The organism is Mycobacterium sp. 236(2023) (genome assembly GCF_029623955.1).
In the GTDB taxonomy this organism is placed as follows: Bacteria; Actinomycetota; Actinomycetes; order Mycobacteriales; family Mycobacteriaceae; genus Mycobacterium.
Genome location: NZ_JARSBP010000002.1, coordinates 460,422 through 477,067 on the forward strand (window position 1 = coordinate 460,422; position 16,646 = coordinate 477,067).

A 16,646-nucleotide genomic window follows, 5' to 3' on the forward strand; every position below is an offset into this window, starting at 1 on the left:
CCCGCAAGGGGAAAGGAAGTTACGTGCTCGACGTCAACTTCTTCGATGAACTCCGCATCGGTCTCGCGACCGCGGACGACATCCGTAACTGGTCCTTCGGTGAGGTCAAGAAGCCGGAGACCATCAACTACCGCACGCTGAAGCCGGAAAAGGACGGCCTGTTCTGCGAGAAGATCTTCGGACCGACTCGCGACTGGGAGTGCTACTGCGGCAAGTACAAGCGCGTCCGGTTCAAGGGCATCATCTGTGAGCGCTGCGGCGTCGAGGTGACCCGCGCCAAGGTGCGACGTGAGCGGATGGGCCACATCGAACTGGCCGCACCCGTCACGCACATCTGGTACTTCAAGGGCGTCCCGTCGCGTCTGGGGTACCTGCTCGACCTGGCCCCGAAGGATCTCGAGAAGATCATCTACTTCGCGGCCTACGTCATCACCGCCGTCGACGACGAGATGCGCCACAACGAGCTCTCGACGCTCGAGGCCGAGATGGCCGTCGAGCGCAAGGCCATCGAGGATCAGCGCGACGCCGACCTCGAAGCTCGTGCGCAGAAGCTCGAAGCCGACATGAAGGAGCTCGAGGAAGAGGGCGCCAAGTCCGACGTGCGCCGCAAGGTGCGCGACGGTGGCGAGCGTGAGATGCGTCAGCTGCGTGACCGTGCCGGTCGCGAGCTGGAGCGTCTCGACGAGATCTGGACGACGTTCACGAAGCTGGCTCCCAAGCAGCTGATCGTCGACGAGCTTCTCTACCGCGAGCTGCAGGACCGCTACGGCGAGTACTTCGAAGGCGCCATGGGTGCCGAGTCGATCAAGAAGCTCATCGAGACGTTCGACATCGAGGCCGAGGCCGAGAGCCTGCGCGACACGATCCGCAACGGCAAGGGCCAGAAGAAGCTGCGCGCACTCAAGCGGCTCAAGGTCGTCGCGGCGTTCCAGATGAACCGCAACTCGCCGATGGGCATGGTCCTCGACGCCGTCCCGGTGATCCCGCCGGAACTGCGCCCGATGGTTCAGCTCGACGGTGGCCGCTTCGCGACCTCCGACCTCAACGACCTGTACCGCCGCGTCATCAACCGCAACAACCGCCTCAAGCGACTGATCGACCTCGGTGCTCCCGAGATCATCGTCAACAACGAGAAGCGCATGCTTCAGGAGTCGGTCGACGCGCTGTTCGACAACGGCCGGCGCGGCCGTCCCGTCACCGGGCCCGGCAACCGTCCGCTCAAGTCGCTGTCCGATCTGCTCAAGGGCAAGCAGGGCCGCTTCCGTCAGAACCTGCTCGGTAAGCGCGTCGACTACTCGGGCCGTTCGGTCATCGTCGTCGGTCCGCAGCTGAAGCTGCACCAGTGCGGTCTGCCGAAGCTGATGGCTCTCGAGCTGTTCAAGCCGTTCGTGATGAAGCGTCTCGTCGACCTGAACCACGCGCAGAACATCAAGAGCGCCAAGCGCATGGTCGAGCGTCAGCGTCCCCAGGTGTGGGATGTCCTCGAAGAGGTCATCGCCGAACACCCGGTGCTGCTGAACCGTGCACCTACCCTGCACCGCCTCGGTATCCAGGCCTTCGAGCCGCAGCTGGTCGAAGGCAAGGCCATCCAGCTGCACCCGCTGGTCTGTGAGGCGTTCAACGCCGACTTCGACGGTGACCAGATGGCCGTGCACCTCCCGCTGTCCGCGGAGGCGCAGGCCGAGGCACGCATCCTGATGCTGTCGTCGAACAACATTCTGTCCCCGGCGTCGGGTCGGCCGCTGGCCATGCCCCGTCTGGACATGGTGACCGGTCTGTACTTCCTGACCACCGAGATCGACGGCGACACCGGTGCGTTCACCGCTGCCGGCAAGGATCAGCCGGAGTCCGGTGTGTACAGCTCGCCGGCCGAGGCCATCATGGCGATGGATCGCGGTGCGCTGAGCCCGCGGGCCAAGATCCGGATCCGGTTGACGCAGCTGCGTCCGCCTGCCGACGTCGAGGCCGAGCGTTTCCCCGACGGCTGGAATCTGGGCGACGCCTGGACCGCCGATACGACGCTGGGTCGGGTGCTGTTCAACGAGCTGATGCCGAGGGGCTATCCGTTCGTCAACGAGCAGATGCACAAGAAGGTCCAGGCCCGGATCATCAACGATCTGGCCGAGCGCTACCCGATGATCGTCGTGGCGCAGACCGTCGACAAGCTCAAGGACGCCGGTTTCCACTGGGCCACCCGTTCGGGTGTCACCGTGTCGATGGCGGACGTGCTGGTGCCGCCGGAGAAGACCGAGATCCTCGAGCGCTACGAGGCGGAAGCCGACAGCATCGAGAAGCAGTACCAGCGCGGCAAGCTCAACAAGGACGAGCGCAACGAAGCGTTGGTGAAGATCTGGCAGGACGCGACCGAAGAGGTCGGTAAAGCGCTGGAGGCTCACTACCCGTCCGACAACCCGATCATCACGATCGTGAAGTCCGGCGCGACGGGCAACCTGACCCAGACCCGCACGCTGGCGGGCATGAAGGGTCTGGTGACCAACCCGAAGGGTGAGTTCATCCCGCGTCCGATCAAGTCCTCATTCCGTGAGGGCCTGACGGTGTTGGAGTACTTCATCAACACCCACGGCGCCCGTAAGGGCCTCGCGGACACCGCGCTGCGTACCGCCGACTCGGGCTACCTGACCCGTCGTCTCGTCGACGTGTCGCAGGACGTCATCGTGCGCGAGACCGACTGTGAGACCGAGCGCGGCATCAACGTCACGCTGGCGGAACTGCAGGCCGCCGGAGACGGGGCGCTGGTTCGTGATCAGCACATCGAGACGTCTGCGTACGCGCGGACCCTGGCCACCGACGCGGTCGACAGCAGCGGCAACGTTGTCGTCGAGCGTGGGCACGACCTCGGTGACCCGGCCATCGATGCGCTGCTGGCCGCGGGCATCACCGAGGTCAAGGTCCGCTCCGTGCTGACCTGCGCAACCGGCACCGGCGTCTGCGCCATGTGCTACGGCCGCTCGATGGCGACCGGCAAGCTGGTCGACATCGGCGAGGCCGTCGGCATCGTGGCCGCGCAGTCCATCGGTGAGCCCGGCACGCAGCTGACGATGCGTACCTTCCACCAGGGTGGTGTCACCGGTGGCGCCGACATCGTCGGTGGTCTGCCGCGTGTCCAGGAGCTGTTCGAGGCCCGCGTGCCGAAGAACCGTGCACCGATCGCCGACGTCGCCGGGCGGGTTCGCCTGGAGGAGAGCGAGAAGTTCTACAAGATCACCATCGTTCCCGACGACGGGGGCGAGGAGGTCGTGTACGACAAGCTCTCGCGTCGTCAGCGTCTGAAGGTGTTCAAGCACGACGACGGCTCCGAGCGTCTGCTGACCGACGGCGACCACGTCGAGGTCGGACAGCAGCTGCTGGAAGGCTCGGCCGACCCGCACGAGGTGCTCCGCGTCCAGGGCCCCCGCGAGGTGCAGATCCACCTCGTCAAGGAGGTCCAGGAGGTGTACCGCGCACAGGGTGTGTCGATCCACGACAAGCACATCGAGGTCATCGTCCGGCAGATGCTGCGTCGCGTGACGATCATCGATTCGGGTTCGACGGAGTTCCTGCCCGGTTCGCTGACCGAGCGTGGCGAGTTCGAGACCGAGAACCGTCGCGTCGTGGCCGAGGGCGGCGAGCCCGCGGCCGGACGTCCGGTGCTGATGGGTATCACGAAGGCGTCGCTCGCGACCGATTCGTGGCTGTCGGCGGCGTCGTTCCAGGAGACCACCCGCGTGCTCACCGATGCGGCGATCAACTGCCGCAGCGACAAGCTGCAGGGTCTGAAGGAGAACGTGATCATCGGCAAGCTGATCCCGGCCGGCACCGGCATCAACCGGTACCGCAACATCCAGGTTCAGCCGACCGAAGAGGCCCGTGCTGCGGCGTACACGATCCCGTCCTACGAGGATCAGTACTACAGCCCGGACTTCGGCCAGGCCACCGGCGCTGCGGTGCCACTGGACGATTACGGCTACTCCGACTACCGGTAGTCATCGACGGAAGAGCCCCCGCTTCGGCGGGGGCTTTTTCGTGGTGCGAGCCTTGTTGCACACGCAATCACCAGGTGAGCCTCTGGAACAAACCGGCCTGAACAGCAAACCTTCTGCGCTACCGTGACGGACATGTTGAGCACGCTGTCCGCGCACGAGGTCGAGCGTCGGGAGTTCTGGCGCGACCTGTGCCCGCACATGACGATCGAGGCAACCGCGACCCCGGCGGGTGCCGCCGTCGGCGACACCGGTGCGCTCATGGCCGACCTGAAGCGGGAGGGCTACGTCCAGGTTCCCGACGCGTTCGGCGAAGCCTGCACCGCGCCGATCCGCGATGCCGTTGCCACGTTGTGGCAGCGCGGGATCCCGTTGCCGTTCGCGTTCGTCTACGACGAGATGTGGCTGGCATTCCAGGGGCTGTCGGAGTTCCTGACGACGGTCCTCGGCGAGGACTATCGGGCGCTGCCCGACTTCTGGGTCTGGTACGTGCAGCCCAACGAGAACGCGTGCGGGTGGGGCCCGCACCGTGATCGCGTGCAGCCCACTCTGGACCCCGACAACTCGCCGCACACATTGACCGTGTGGCTGCCGTTCACCGATGCCACGCCGCTCAACGGCTGCATGTATGTGCTTCCCGCACACCATGATCCGCGTTTCGTCGAGCGCCGCTGGGACGGAGAGGGCAACAACGTCGTGCTCAACCCGCAGGACATCCGAGCGCTACCGGCGACTGCGGGCAGCCTGCTGGCGTGGAATCAGGCGGTTCTGCACTGGGGGAGCAGGGGGAGCCGGCTGGGTACGGCGGCGAGGATCAGCGCCGCGTTCGAGTTCCAGCGCGGCGACCGGGCGCCGTTCAACAGCCCTCTGCTCGACCCCGGCCGCATGCCGACGTTCACCGAGCGACTCGGGCTGATCGGCAAGCAGGTGTTGCAGTACCGGCACATGTACCCGCTCGGCGACGACGTCGCGGCCGTCGCGACGAGGTTGTTCGACAGCTACATGCCCCGCGTCCCCATCTCGATCCGAGGCTGACCCGACGCTGTCACCGGGCCCGCCTAGAGTGGGCGTCGTGCTCATTGGTTCGCATGTCCACGGTGATGACCCCTTGGCGGCGGCGGAGGCCGACGGCGCCGACGTCGTACAGTTCTTCCTCGGCAATCCCCAGAGCTGGAAGAAGCCACCGCCTCGCGACGACACCGAGGTGCTCAAGGCCTCGTCGATGCCGATCTATGTGCACGCGCCGTACCTGATCAATGTCGCGTCGGCCAACAATCGCGTGCGCATTCCGTCTCGAAAGATCTTGCAGGACACCTGCGATGCCGCCTCAGCCATCGGGGCCACCGCCGTCATCGTGCACGGGGGCCACGCCGACGACAACGACATGGACGCCGGCTTCGAGCGTTGGGCGAAGGCGCTGGACTACTTGGAGACCGACGTGCAGGTTCTGTTGGAGAACACCGCCGGCGGCGACCACGCGATGGCTCGGCACTTCGACACGATCGCCAAGCTGTGGGACCACATCGGCGACACCGGTATCGGTTTCTGCCTCGATACCTGCCACGCGTGGGCCGCCGGCGAAGCGCTCATCGACGCCGTGGAGCGGATCAAAGGCATCACGGGCCGCATCGACCTGGTGCACTGCAACGACTCGCGTGACGCCGCTGGGTCGGGCGCGGACAGGCACGCCAACTTCGGGACGGGTCAGATCGACCCGCAGCTGCTGGCGGCCGTGGTGAACGCGGCGAATGCGCCCGTCATCTGCGAGACGTCGGACGAGGGCCGCAAGGACGACATCGCGTTCCTGCGCGAGCACGTCAAGTAGCTTCAGCCGGCGAGCAGCCCCAGGTACTGCTGTTGTGCGCCGGCATCCAGGGATCCTCGCTGTTCGAGGAGCATGACGCAGCGCAGCGAGAGATCGGTTGAGCCATAGCAATGGTGGGCGATCAGAGCGAGGTGCTTGAGTTGTTCGTCGCTCAGCAGATCCGGGCGAGAGAAGTCGCGGACGTAGACGATGTCGGCTTCCAGAAGTTGATTGACGGGCCGGCGTGGGTCCTCGTTGGCCACGTACGGGGCGATCGGCCAGCGCTTCACCGCGGCGAAGCAGTGCGGGACGAAACCTTGTCTGCGGAGTTCGATGTCGATGTCGCCCATGGCGGGTTGGTCCTTGTAAAGCGTCACGAATGACACTTCGGTCTGGATCGCGACGGCGCCGGACAGCTTCGTCCGGCCGTTCTGAAAGACGGCGAGTTCGCCGCCCTGTATGTCGATCTTGAGGAAATCGATGTCGACGATCTCGTCGATGTCGTCCAGGCGTTGCGTGGCGAGCGGCACCTGGTTGACCACGTGTGCGTAAGGGGCCAGCACCTCGAACATGCTGAGCGTGGCTTCATCGGGCTCGAAAAGGCTTGTCATCCCCGATCCGCTGCAGATGTTGAGGGTGTGTTCGCCGCCGTCGCCCACCGCATAGGGGAGGTACCTCTCGTAGGGCCCCTTGTTCTGTTGCAGCGCCAGTAGCGCGTCTGCCTGAGGTTCGAACCCGGTGACGCGGCAGAGTCCCGCGGTCAGGATGGGCGCGTAGGGCGGTTCGCCGTCGATGGGGTTGGCGCCGACGTCCACGACGTCGATCAGGCGCTGGGGGGCGAGAAGATCTCGAAAAGCAGTGCTCATGGGAATCGCCTTCGTGCGGTGTCCAGGAACCCGGTGGCAAGTGCGTCACGAATGTAGCGTGCCGGCGCGACGCCGCTTCCGGTGCTGCTTCGTTATCTGTACAGCAGAGGATGTCTCACAGCTTGCAGGCAACTATTAGCACGCTTATGCCACCTTTGCTGCTCGCGGTTGTCATCCGAACGTCCTACTCGCTGTTTGAGAGCCGGACAGTGTTGCAGGAACGCGGTTTTGAGTGATCAACGTGTCCTCGACCGGGTGGCCCGCACCTGACCGTGGATCATGTTGCGAGAACGCGACGGACACCGCCGATCGCAACGCCAGACCAATTTGCCCGCCGGTCGCTGTTGACGTGTTGTCAACTACGGGCCATCGGCTCACAAGTTTTCTCAGCCAAAGCACAGGTGTGACGGGTTGTCCATAGCATCTGACCTTGCGTTTTTACTACGGATGCAGAGCGCTTCAGCAAACTTACGTTGCCGAAAAAACTTCCCTATGCACAGAATCTTTCGGATAGCTACTTGATATCGCAAACTTCACAAAAGTTCACGTGCAGAAAACCTTCGAACAGGGATTTTCGGGTGTTAACTTCCGTGCGTCTGCGCTCCTGCAGACACCGATCGGGTTTCTCTTTAGGGGGTTGTTCGCCTTGTCCAATCGACGTAAGCAAAAGTCTGGCGGTACCAAGAGTGTGGTCCGCCCTGTAATCACCACCGGCCTCGCCGGCGCAGGAATGGTGGCCGCGGGAATGATGTTCCTCGCGCCGCCCGGGGGGCCGGGACCCATCTCCGCCGCCATTCAGTTGACGTCGACCGGCTCGGACGCAACGGAACCGTGGTACCAGGTCACCTTCGGCGGCTCCGGCAATCCGGCGCCCAACAACCTCGTCTCCGGCCTCGTTGATCTCAGCGGCACGTCCTGTGGCCTGATCTGCAACGGCCAGGACGGAACCGGCCAGAACGGCGGCATCCTCTTCGGCAACGGCGGTAGCGGTTGGAACAGCGAGATCGCCGGGGTCGCCGGCGGTAACGGCGGTAACGGCGGCCTCTTCGGCGGTAACGGCGGCAACGGCGGTAACGGCGGATTCGGGGCCGACGGCGGTAACGGCGGTAACGCAGGCAGCCTGGCTCTGTTCGGGCGCGGCGGTAACGGCGGTAACGGCGGTAACGGTGCAACCGGTGCGACCGGCGCGGTTGGCCCGTCCGGAAATGCGGGCGTCTACGGCCAGGCCGGTGCAACGGTGGGTGCCGACGGTGGCAACGGCGATGACGCGACACAGGTGGGCTCGACCGGCGCCGCGGGCGGAGTGGGGTCAGCCGGAACCGTTGGTGGCGTTGGCACGGTTGGTACCACCGGCAAGGCTGGCTCGACCGGTGCTACAGGCACCACGGGTGGCGCTGGTGCGGCTGGTACCGCAGGCGGGGTCGGAGCTGCCGGGCCCGTGGGCGCCACGGGTGCTGCAGGTGGCACCGGCACTGGTGGAACGGGCGCTGCCGGTGGAACCGGTGGAACCGGTGGAACCGGCGCGACAGGCGTCGCGGGCGATGCCGGCGGTGTCGGTGGCGCCGGTGGAGACGGTGCCGCTGGTGGCACCGGCGGTGTTGGCGTCACCGGTGGCGTCGGTGGCACCGGCGGTGTCGGTGGTGTCGGCGGCCAGGGACAGAAGGGTGGCACCGGCAAGGCCGGTGGCGCAGGCTCGGCCGGCGGAACCGGCGGTGTCGGCGGTGATGCACCTCAGGTCCAGGGCGGCACCGGCGGTGTCGGCGGCAAGGGCGGCAACGGCGGCAACGGCGGCAGCGGCGGCCTGTTCGGCAAGGGCGGCAACGCCGGTAACGCCGGTAACGGCGGTACCGGTGGTGCTGGTGGCGCCGGCGGTACGGGTGGCACCGGCGGTACGGGTGGCACAGGCGCTCAGGGCGGCAAGGGCGGCGTCGGCGGCGCTGGCGCCACAGGTGGCGTGGGTGGCACCGGCGGTACGGGTGGCACCGGCGGAACTGGTGGCACCGGTGGAACCGGTGGAACCGGCGGTGCCGGCGGTAACGGCGGCGTCGGTGGTATCGGCGGCAAGGGTGGCACCGGTGGAACTGGTGGCACCGGTGGAACCGGTGGCACCGGCGGTGCCGGCGGCAGCGGCGACCTCGGGACCGGGTTCGGTGGCCAGGGCGGTCTCGGCGGGGTCGGCGGTACCGGTGGAACCGGCGGCAAGGGTGGCACCGGCGGAACCGGCGGTACCGGTGGCGCTGGAGCCGTCGGCGGCGCAGGTGGCCAGGGTGGCACTGGCGGCACGGGTGGCACCGGTGGTACCGGTGGCACCGGCGGTGCTGGTGGACTCGGTGGTGACGGTGGCGCCGGAGGTGCCGGCGGTCTCGGCGGCAACGGCGGCGCGGGCGGTAAGGGCGGTCTGGGCGGCAGCACCGGTGGTGCAGGCGGTCAGGCCGGTACGGCCGGTCAGGCAGGCAAGGGCGGCCTCTTCGGCGGTTCCGGACTTGCCGGTAAGGGCGGCGTGACCGGCGCGGCAGGCGCGAGTGGTGCTACCGGCGCCCAGGGTGCGACCGGTGCGCAGGGTGCCTCGGGTGCTCCCGGTATCACAGGCGCCACCGGTGCCAGTGGAGCCGCAGGTGCGACCGGAGCCGCAGGTAGTGCCGGCAAGGCCGGTTCGGCCGGCGCTGAAGGTGCGACCGGTGCCCAGGGTGCAACCGGTGCGGCCGGAGGCAAGGGCGGCGACGGTGCTTCCGGTTCATCCGGGACGGCCGGCACCGGCGGTAGCAACGGCACTCCGGGAACGTCGGACGGCAAGGGCGGCGCAGGCGGCAAGGGCGGCGCCGGCGGCGCCGGTGGCGCAGGCGGCAACGGTGGCTCCGGCGGCAGCTCGGGCACCGGTGGATCCGGTGGCGGCGGCGGTACCGGCGGCGGCGGTGGTGCCGGCGGTGGCGGCGGCGAAGGCGGCGGCGGAGGTGCCGGCGGCAGCGCCGGTGACTCGGACTAGTCCGACAACCGATCGGGTAGGCCCCCCTCCTTCGGGAGGGGGGCCTTCCCCTTTGGCACGTCGTTCAGAGGCAGATGGTCTGATTGCCGAAGCGGATCACGCGATCTTCGCAGTGCCACAACACCGCTCGCGACAGCACGGCGCGTTCCACGTCGGCACCGAGCCGGACCAGGTCGTCGACGCTGTGTCGATGGTCGACCCGAACCACATCCTGCTCGATGATCGGACCCTCATCCAGATCATCGGTGACGTAATGTGCCGTGGCGCCAACAAGTTTGACGCCGCGCTCTTTCGCCCGCCGGTATGGTGATGCGCCGATGAATGCGGGCAGGAACGAGTGGTGAATGTTGATCAGCGGACAGCCGACCTGTTCGATGAAGCTCGGCGTCAGGATCTGCATGTAGCGAGCCAGCACTACGAGGTCGGTGTTGCCCCGCAGAAGGTCGAGTTGACGCCGCTCGGCCTCCTCGCGAATGTCCTTGCGCGCCGGGACATGAATGAACGGCACGCCGAACGGCCGGACCGCGTCGGCAAGGTCGGGGTGATTGGAGACGACCATCACGACGGACATGTCGAGCTCGCCCCGCCGATTTCGCCACAGCAGATCGAGGAGGCAGTGGTCCTCTTTCGAAGCCATGATCGCCACGCGCTTCGGTTTGGCCGCTTCGGTGAGGCGGAAGTCCATGTGAAAGGGTCCAGCCACTTTCTCGACGAACTCGCGCTCCAGTCCGTCGCGGGCTGCGGTCAGCCCGGGCAGGTGAAAGATGGTGCGCTGCATGAAAGTTCCACCGGAGCGCTCTGTCGAATGCTGGTCAAGTGAAATGATGTTGGCACCGGTCTCCGCCAGGAATCTGCTTACCGCGGCGACGAGGCCTGGCCGGTCTTCGCAGCGCAGCAGCAGTCGGCCGATATCGCGAGGTGCATGAATTTCGGTACCGGTGTGTTCGGTCATCGGCTCATCTCTGGCGGATGCACAGCACTTCGTCGAGGGTGGCTGTGCCCAAGTCGGTCTGGGTCCCGTCCCAGCGGTCACAATCGAACATGGCGGGTCCGTTCGCGGCGGTCCCCGTCAAGACGTAGCGGCCGGAAACGCCCCCGTGGCGGGTAGAGCTCTGCGGCGCAACAGAACCCGTCAACTGTTCTGCATCGCCGTAATTGATCCCCACCTGGTAGATGCCCGCCTCCGTGTCGAGGATCGCCGCGAGCCGATCAAAGAAGTCGTCCGAACCGAAGAAATGCCATCCCAGCCCGAGGTTCAACCAGAAGCGGGTGTCGACCGACTCGCGGATCTGGCACAGTTGCACGCCGGGCGGTGCGGGCTGAATATCCACGAAGGGGTACTTCTGCGTGAGTGCTGCGTGGTCCTCGGCCCACATGCCGATGTCGACGATGAGGACGCGTCGCACTCGTGAAAAGTCGGAACAGCTGTACAGCAACGAATTCAGTGTCCGTTCCGTCGCGTCCCGGTCCGGTCCGCCAACGATGGTGATGGTGATGTCGCCGTCTTGACCGACTATTGCCAGATCGCGATGGAATGCGGTGGCCGTCTCGATTACCGCAGGGACGCCAACGTCCCTGTTGGACGCAATGCGCTGCCGATCGTCCTCCGGGATGTCGGCCCGCTGGAGAAGTCGACGGCAGAGGCGAAAAGACTCTTCGAGCTTGCCGATCCACGACGCAGAGACCGCCTGTTCGTCGAGGGCACGCCAGTTGTAGATCTCGGCGTTGACGAACAGGACGTCCTGCTGCGGTAGCGGAATGGCCGCCGCGCGTTCGGCGAACAGATAGCCGAGCTGGTATCGCTGCTGATCGCGGTAACACCGCGCAATCACGTACAAGGCTTCGGCGCGCGTCGGACGGTATTCCCAGGCGCGAAGGTAGGCGTCTTGCACCAGGGGCCACGGTTTGCCGAGGTTCAGCAGGGTGTCTCCGACACGCAGCAGCGAGTAATAGGTCTCTTCGTCGAAGCCGCCCATCTCGGAGCGCCGCGAATACCAGCGGTGGGCGTTCGCGAAATCGCCGTAATCGTAGTAGCTCTGAGCGAGATAGAAGACCGACCGTGGGTCGTCGGGGTTGCGCTCGACTTCGGCGAGCAGGACCTCGGCGTCGCGGGCGTACTTCTGCGGATCGAGGTTTCGGCCGCCGATGCGGCGCGACTCGATGTAGTAGTCACCCTGTAGCCGATGCTCATCGTAGGGCTGGTCGCAGTCCGCGTACTCGTGCAGGACACCGACGTATTTCCACGGCAGTCCGTCGCGAAAGAGCTGGCGCCGCCAGTAGGAGACATCGGGGCCGTAATGGAGCTGGTACACATCAGCGGTGAGGTCGCTGAAATCCGGTGCGCCGACGAGCAAGTCGTCGGCATCCATCACCCAGATGTAGTCCCCGTGGCCCTGGGCAAGGTCGATCGCCTCACTGCGGTTGTGCCCGAAGTTCACCCAGGGCCGTTCGTGCAGCTTTCCCGGGATGCCCAGGCCGGCCATGTGGTCGCGGATTTTGTCCTGCGTGCCGTCGTCCGATCCGGTGTCCACAATCACCCACGAGCTGATGAATGGGGCGACGGAGTCAAGAACCTCGTGCACGACGTGCGCCTCGTTGCGCACGATCATGTTCAGGCAGATCGCGGGCGCGGAGCCGGACATGGGACGCTATCCCGTCTTCTGGTAGACCAGCCAACGCATTTCGACAGGCGACTGCTCGCGCGGGACGTCGAAGATGTCCTGGCCGCTGATCCACTCGGCGTACCAACCGGTCGGCGGCCAGACGCCGACCGGGAGGTTGGCTTTCTCGTACTCGTAGACGGAGTCGTTCGTTTGCAGCCGCAGCGGTAGCCCGGCCGCGCAGACGTCGATCTCTTCGCCCGTGAAGATCCCGGAGTACACCTGCTGCGCGAGCTCACGCGCTGCCTGGGCGAGCTGGTTGACCGCATCGTCGGACATGTAGCCGGGACGGGGCATGAAGACGTTGAACACCAGGGATCCACCGGGATTCAAGCATTCGGCGGCGAGTTCGAACACCGCGCGCAGCTGCTGGACATTCCTGAAGTCGGGCGTGACCTCCGAAAGGATGATCAGCTGGTAGTCCTTCTGCAGGTCGTCGAGTGTGTCGAAGATGTCGCGATCGATGATCTGCATGTTCAGCAGATGCTTGTAGGACTCTTGTCGCAGGATCTCGGCGAACTTTGGCGTCAGCTCGACGGCGTCGACCGGATGTCCGCCGCGTGCCAGCGCAAGCGCGTTGCGGCCTGTGCCTGCACCGATATCGAGGACACGGGCCGTCGTCGGATCGCCTGCCTCGGCGGCCAGCGCCGACACTCTGGCGTCAGGGTGCGTGCCGAACAGCGGAGGTTTGCGGGTGGCGACCCAGTTGTCGTAGGTGTCGGCGAGCGAGGTGGCCTGAGGGAGGATGTGGTAATTCAGCACCGTCCCAATGGGCGCCTCATAGGAAATGACGATATTGGACCGATTCGAGGCAGCGAAAGCGTTGCCCAATTCTTTCGCAAGCAAAGATCTCAAGTGATCGATCTCGGCTGTCGAGAATTTCCGCCCGAGCGCGGCAAAGGTCTTGCTGCACAGCGAAACGTATTCCTCAAGCAGCGCCGGTACCGCCGGCAGAGTGATCTGCCCACTCGAAACGCCTCGCCGCAGCAGTCGACGCGTCATTGCGTCGCGCATGTACGTCGTGTCTATCGACATCAATACACCCCTAAGAATCGCATCCCCGACGGCTGACAATACACAACACATCCATTGCGGAGGAACGTAAGTCGAGGTGTCGATCGGGTCGCCGAAATGTCGCTTTTCGACATTCTCCACACGGGGTGCCGCCTTATGCCTTTACCATCGCGTCGTGACCGATCGCAGAGACGACTCAACGGAAGCGCGCACCGAATCTCGGGTATCGCGCAAAGCGCAGAAGGTCACTATCACCAACTCGAAAACCGGCCCAATTGCGTTGCTGGTAGCGCTGATTGCTGTGGCTCTGGCGGTGTGGGCGCTGGTGAGCACGCCTGAGCCGGTGGGCGTTACCGCCGAGGGCACACCGCTTTCCGGGGATGCCAAGGAGCGTGTCTGCACGGCGGGGCACGTCGTCGCCATGGCCGTACAACTGCAGACCAACGCCAATATCGGACCTGAGCCCGCCGCAGTTGAAGCGGTTGCGGGCAATGCGCGTCTGGCGATGCTGGGTGGTGGTGACTATCTGCTGAGCCAGATCGGCACCGACGCTCCTGCAGATCTCGCCGATGCCGCGCGATCGTTCGGCACCACCCTGCAGCAGCTCGGCATCAACGCCCTCGCCGGTATAGCGAACGACGACAAACTCCAAGCCGGCCGCTATCTGGCAGCAGAGCAGGCTCGCGACAAACTCGCCCAGCTCTGCGGCGGCAGCTAGGCCGTATTACAGTTCTTGTGCGATCGTTCGTTTGATGTAACAGTGGGGACATGCAGGACACGCATGTCGTCACCAATCAGGTTCCACCGCTGGAGAACTTCAACCCGGCGTCGACGCCGGTCCTCGCCGAGGCGCTGATCCGCGAAGGCGGCGAATGGGGTGCCGACGAGGTGTGGACGCTGGGCGCCCTCGGCGGTTCCACCCAGGCGCAGCGCTGGGGTGAACTCGCCGACCGCAACCGGCCGGTGCTGCACACCCACGATCGCTACGGCCACCGCGTCGACGAGGTCGAATTCGACCCCGCCTATCACGAGCTGATGACCGTGGCCGTGGGTCACGGCCTGCACGCGGCGCCGTGGGCCGACGACCGCCCCGGCTCCCACGTGGTCCGGGCGGCCAAGACCTCGGTGTGGACACCGGAGCCCGGCCACGTCTGCCCGATATCGATGACGTACGCCGTCGTGCCCGCGCTGCGCCACAATCCCGAACTGGCCGCGGTCTACGAACCGCTGCTGACCAGCCGGGTCTACGACCCCGAACTGGCTGTGCCGACGACGAAGCCGGGCATCACGGCGGGCATGTCGATGACGGAGAAGCAGGGCGGCTCCGATGTGCGCGCGGGCACGACGCAGGCGACCCCGAATGGCGACGGCACGTACGCGCTGCGCGGCCACAAGTGGTTCACGTCCGCCCCGATGTGCGATGTCTTCCTCGTTCTGGCCCAGGCTGCTGGCGGCTTGAGCTGCTTCTTCCTGCCGCGGATCCTGCCTGACGGCAGCCGAAACCGGATGTTCCTGCAACGTCTGAAAGACAAGCTGGGCAACCACGCCAACGCCTCCAGTGAGGTCGAGTACGACGGCGCGACGGCGTGGCTGGTGGGGGAGGAGGGCCGCGGGGTCGCGACGATCATCGAGATGGTCAACCTGACGCGGCTGGACTGCACGCTGGGCAGCGCGACGAGCATGCGCAACGGGCTGATGCGGGCCACCCACCACGCGCAGCACCGCATGGCGTTCGGGTCCTACCTGATCGACCAGCCGCTGATGCGCAACGTGCTCGCCGACCTCGCCGTCGAGGCTGAGGCCGCCACGATGCTGGCGATGCGGATGGCCGGAGCCACCGACCGCGCAGTCAGGGGTGACGAGCGCGAAACACTGCTGCGCAGAATCGGTTTGGCGGCGGCCAAGTACTGGGTGTGCAAACGGGCGACCCCGCACGCCGCCGAGGCGATGGAGTGCCTGGGCGGCAACGGTTACGTCGAGGACTCCGGCATGCCGCGCCTGTACCGGGAGGCGCCGCTGATGGGCATCTGGGAAGGATCGGGCAACGTCAGCGCACTGGATACGTTGCGCGCCATGGCAACCCGGCCCGAGTGCATCGACGTGCTCTTCGACGAGCTTGCCGGGACACAGGGGCACGACCCCCGTCTGGACTCCCGGGTCGAACACCTCAAGCACCAACTCGCCGCCCTCGAGTCGGTCCAGTACCGCGCCCGCCAGGTAGCCGAGGACATCGCGCTGGCTCTGCAGGGTTCGCTGCTCGTGCGCCACGGCAACCCCGCGGTCGCCGAAGCGTTCCTGACCAGCAGGCTCGGCGGGCAGTGGGGTGGTGCCTTCGGCACGTTGCCGACGGGCCTGGACCTGGCGCCGATCATCGAGCGCGCGCTGGTCAAATCGTGACGCACGCAATCAGGCCCGTCGACTTCGACAACCTGAAGACGATGACCTACGAGGTCACCGACCGCGTCGCCCGTATCACGTTCAACCGGCCGGACAAGGGAAACGCGATCATCGCCGACACTCCACTGGAACTCTCGGCGCTCGTCGAGCGTGCCGACCTGGACCCGGATGTGCACGTGATCCTGGTTTCGGGCCGCGGCCAGGGGTTCTGCGCGGGCTTCGACCTGTCGGCGTATGCCGAGGGGGCGTCGTCGGCAGGTGGCGGAAACCCCTACAAGGGCACGGTGCTGTCCGGGAAGACGCAGGCGATCAACCATCTGCCCGACCAGCCGTGGGACCCGATGGTCGACTACCAGATGATGAGCCGCTTCGTCCGCGGCTTCTCCAGCCTGATGCGCTGTGACAAGCCGACGGTGGTCAAGATCCATGGCTATTGCGTGGCCGGAGGTACCGACATCGCGTTGCACGCCGACCAGGTGATCGCTGCGGCGGACGCCAAGATCGGCTACCCGCCCACGCGCGTGTGGGGTGTTCCGGCCGCCGGCCTGTGGGCGCATCGGCTCGGTGATCAGCGTGCGAAACGTCTTCTGCTGACCGGAGATACGATCACCGGCGCGCAGGCAGCCGAGTGGGGTCTCGCGGTCGAGGCGCCGGATCCTGCCGACCTGGATGACCGCACCGAGCGTCTCGTCGAGCGCATCGCCGCGGTCCCCGTCAACCAGCTCATCATGGTCAAGCTCGCGATGAACAGCGCGCTCTACAGCCAGGGGGTCGCCAACAGCGCGATGATCTCCACGGTGTTCGACGGAATCGCCCGGCACACTCCTGAGGGGCACGACTTCGTCGCGCAGGCCCGCGAACACGGCTTCCGTGATGCGGTGCGCCGGCGCGACGAGCCCTTCGGCGATCACGGGCGCTCGACCTCCGGGGTGTGACCGTGCA

Annotated in this window: 11 protein-coding genes; 7 read left to right on the forward strand and 4 right to left on the reverse strand. The window is 66.0% G+C overall.

The window, feature by feature from the left end; translation table 11 throughout:
* Positions 1 to 23 precede the first annotated feature (23 nt).
* From P9A17_RS04695 to P9A17_RS04705, 3 genes are all read left to right on the forward strand, one after another.
* Positions 24 to 3,983: a DNA-directed RNA polymerase subunit beta' gene (locus P9A17_RS04695; protein ID WP_278037433.1), complete on the forward strand. Its 3,960-nt coding sequence runs from the start codon at positions 24 to 26 to the stop codon at positions 3,981 to 3,983.
* Between the two features lie 132 nt (positions 3,984 to 4,115).
* Positions 4,116 to 5,015 carry a phytanoyl-CoA dioxygenase family protein gene (locus P9A17_RS04700; RefSeq protein ID WP_278037434.1) on the forward strand — a complete coding sequence of 300 codons (900 nt, stop codon included), beginning with the start codon at positions 4,116 to 4,118 and terminating at the stop codon, positions 5,013 to 5,015.
* Between the two features lie 37 nt (positions 5,016 to 5,052).
* Positions 5,053 to 5,805 (forward strand): deoxyribonuclease IV, encoded by a 753-nt coding sequence (locus tag P9A17_RS04705; protein WP_278037435.1) that lies wholly within the window; start codon positions 5,053 to 5,055, stop codon positions 5,803 to 5,805.
* A 2-nt stretch (positions 5,806 to 5,807) separates the two neighbouring features.
* Here P9A17_RS04705 and P9A17_RS04710 read toward each other — a convergent pair whose 3' ends face one another.
* Complete coding sequence (locus P9A17_RS04710) at positions 5,808 to 6,650, reverse strand: FkbM family methyltransferase (RefSeq protein WP_278037436.1); 843 nt, start codon at positions 6,648 to 6,650, stop codon at positions 5,808 to 5,810.
* 688 nt (positions 6,651 to 7,338) lie between these two features.
* On the opposite strand from P9A17_RS04710, the gene P9A17_RS04715 reads away from it, so the two are divergent.
* Positions 7,339 to 9,633 (forward strand): PGRS repeat-containing protein, encoded by a 2,295-nt coding sequence (locus P9A17_RS04715; protein WP_278037437.1) that lies wholly within the window; start codon positions 7,339 to 7,341, stop codon positions 9,631 to 9,633.
* A gap of 64 nt (positions 9,634 to 9,697) precedes the next feature.
* On the opposite strand, the gene purU is transcribed toward P9A17_RS04715, so the two are convergent.
* The 3 genes from purU to P9A17_RS04730 are packed head-to-tail and all read right to left on the reverse strand — an operon-like array spanning position 9,698 to position 13,328.
* Positions 9,698 to 10,585, reverse strand: a complete 888-nt coding sequence (purU, locus tag P9A17_RS04720; protein WP_278037438.1) for a formyltetrahydrofolate deformylase — start codon at positions 10,583 to 10,585, stop codon at positions 9,698 to 9,700.
* 4 nt (positions 10,586 to 10,589) lie between these two features.
* On the reverse strand, positions 10,590 to 12,275 hold the full coding sequence (locus tag P9A17_RS04725; RefSeq protein ID WP_278037439.1) for a glycosyltransferase: 1,686 nt from the start codon (positions 12,273 to 12,275) through the stop codon (positions 10,590 to 10,592).
* A gap of 6 nt (positions 12,276 to 12,281) precedes the next feature.
* Positions 12,282 to 13,328, reverse strand: a complete 1,047-nt coding sequence (locus P9A17_RS04730; protein WP_278037440.1) for a class I SAM-dependent methyltransferase — start codon at positions 13,326 to 13,328, stop codon at positions 12,282 to 12,284.
* 154 nt (positions 13,329 to 13,482) lie between these two features.
* On the opposite strand from P9A17_RS04730, the gene P9A17_RS04735 reads away from it, so the two are divergent.
* Genes P9A17_RS04735 through P9A17_RS04745 form a run of 3 tightly spaced genes read left to right on the forward strand, consistent with a single transcriptional unit; the run spans position 13,483 to position 16,639 of the window.
* Entirely contained in the window at positions 13,483 to 14,025 is a 543-nt protein-coding gene (locus tag P9A17_RS04735) for a hypothetical protein (RefSeq protein WP_278037441.1), read from the forward strand.
* A gap of 50 nt (positions 14,026 to 14,075) precedes the next feature.
* Positions 14,076 to 15,704, forward strand: a complete 1,629-nt coding sequence (locus P9A17_RS04740) for an acyl-CoA dehydrogenase family protein (RefSeq protein ID WP_278037442.1) — start codon at positions 14,076 to 14,078, stop codon at positions 15,702 to 15,704.
* A complete protein-coding gene (locus P9A17_RS04745) occupies positions 15,701 to 16,639 on the forward strand; it encodes a crotonase/enoyl-CoA hydratase family protein (protein ID WP_278037443.1) in 939 nt (312 codons plus the stop codon). Before P9A17_RS04740 ends, P9A17_RS04745 begins: the two co-directional genes overlap by 4 nt.
* Positions 16,640 to 16,646 lie beyond the last annotated feature (7 nt).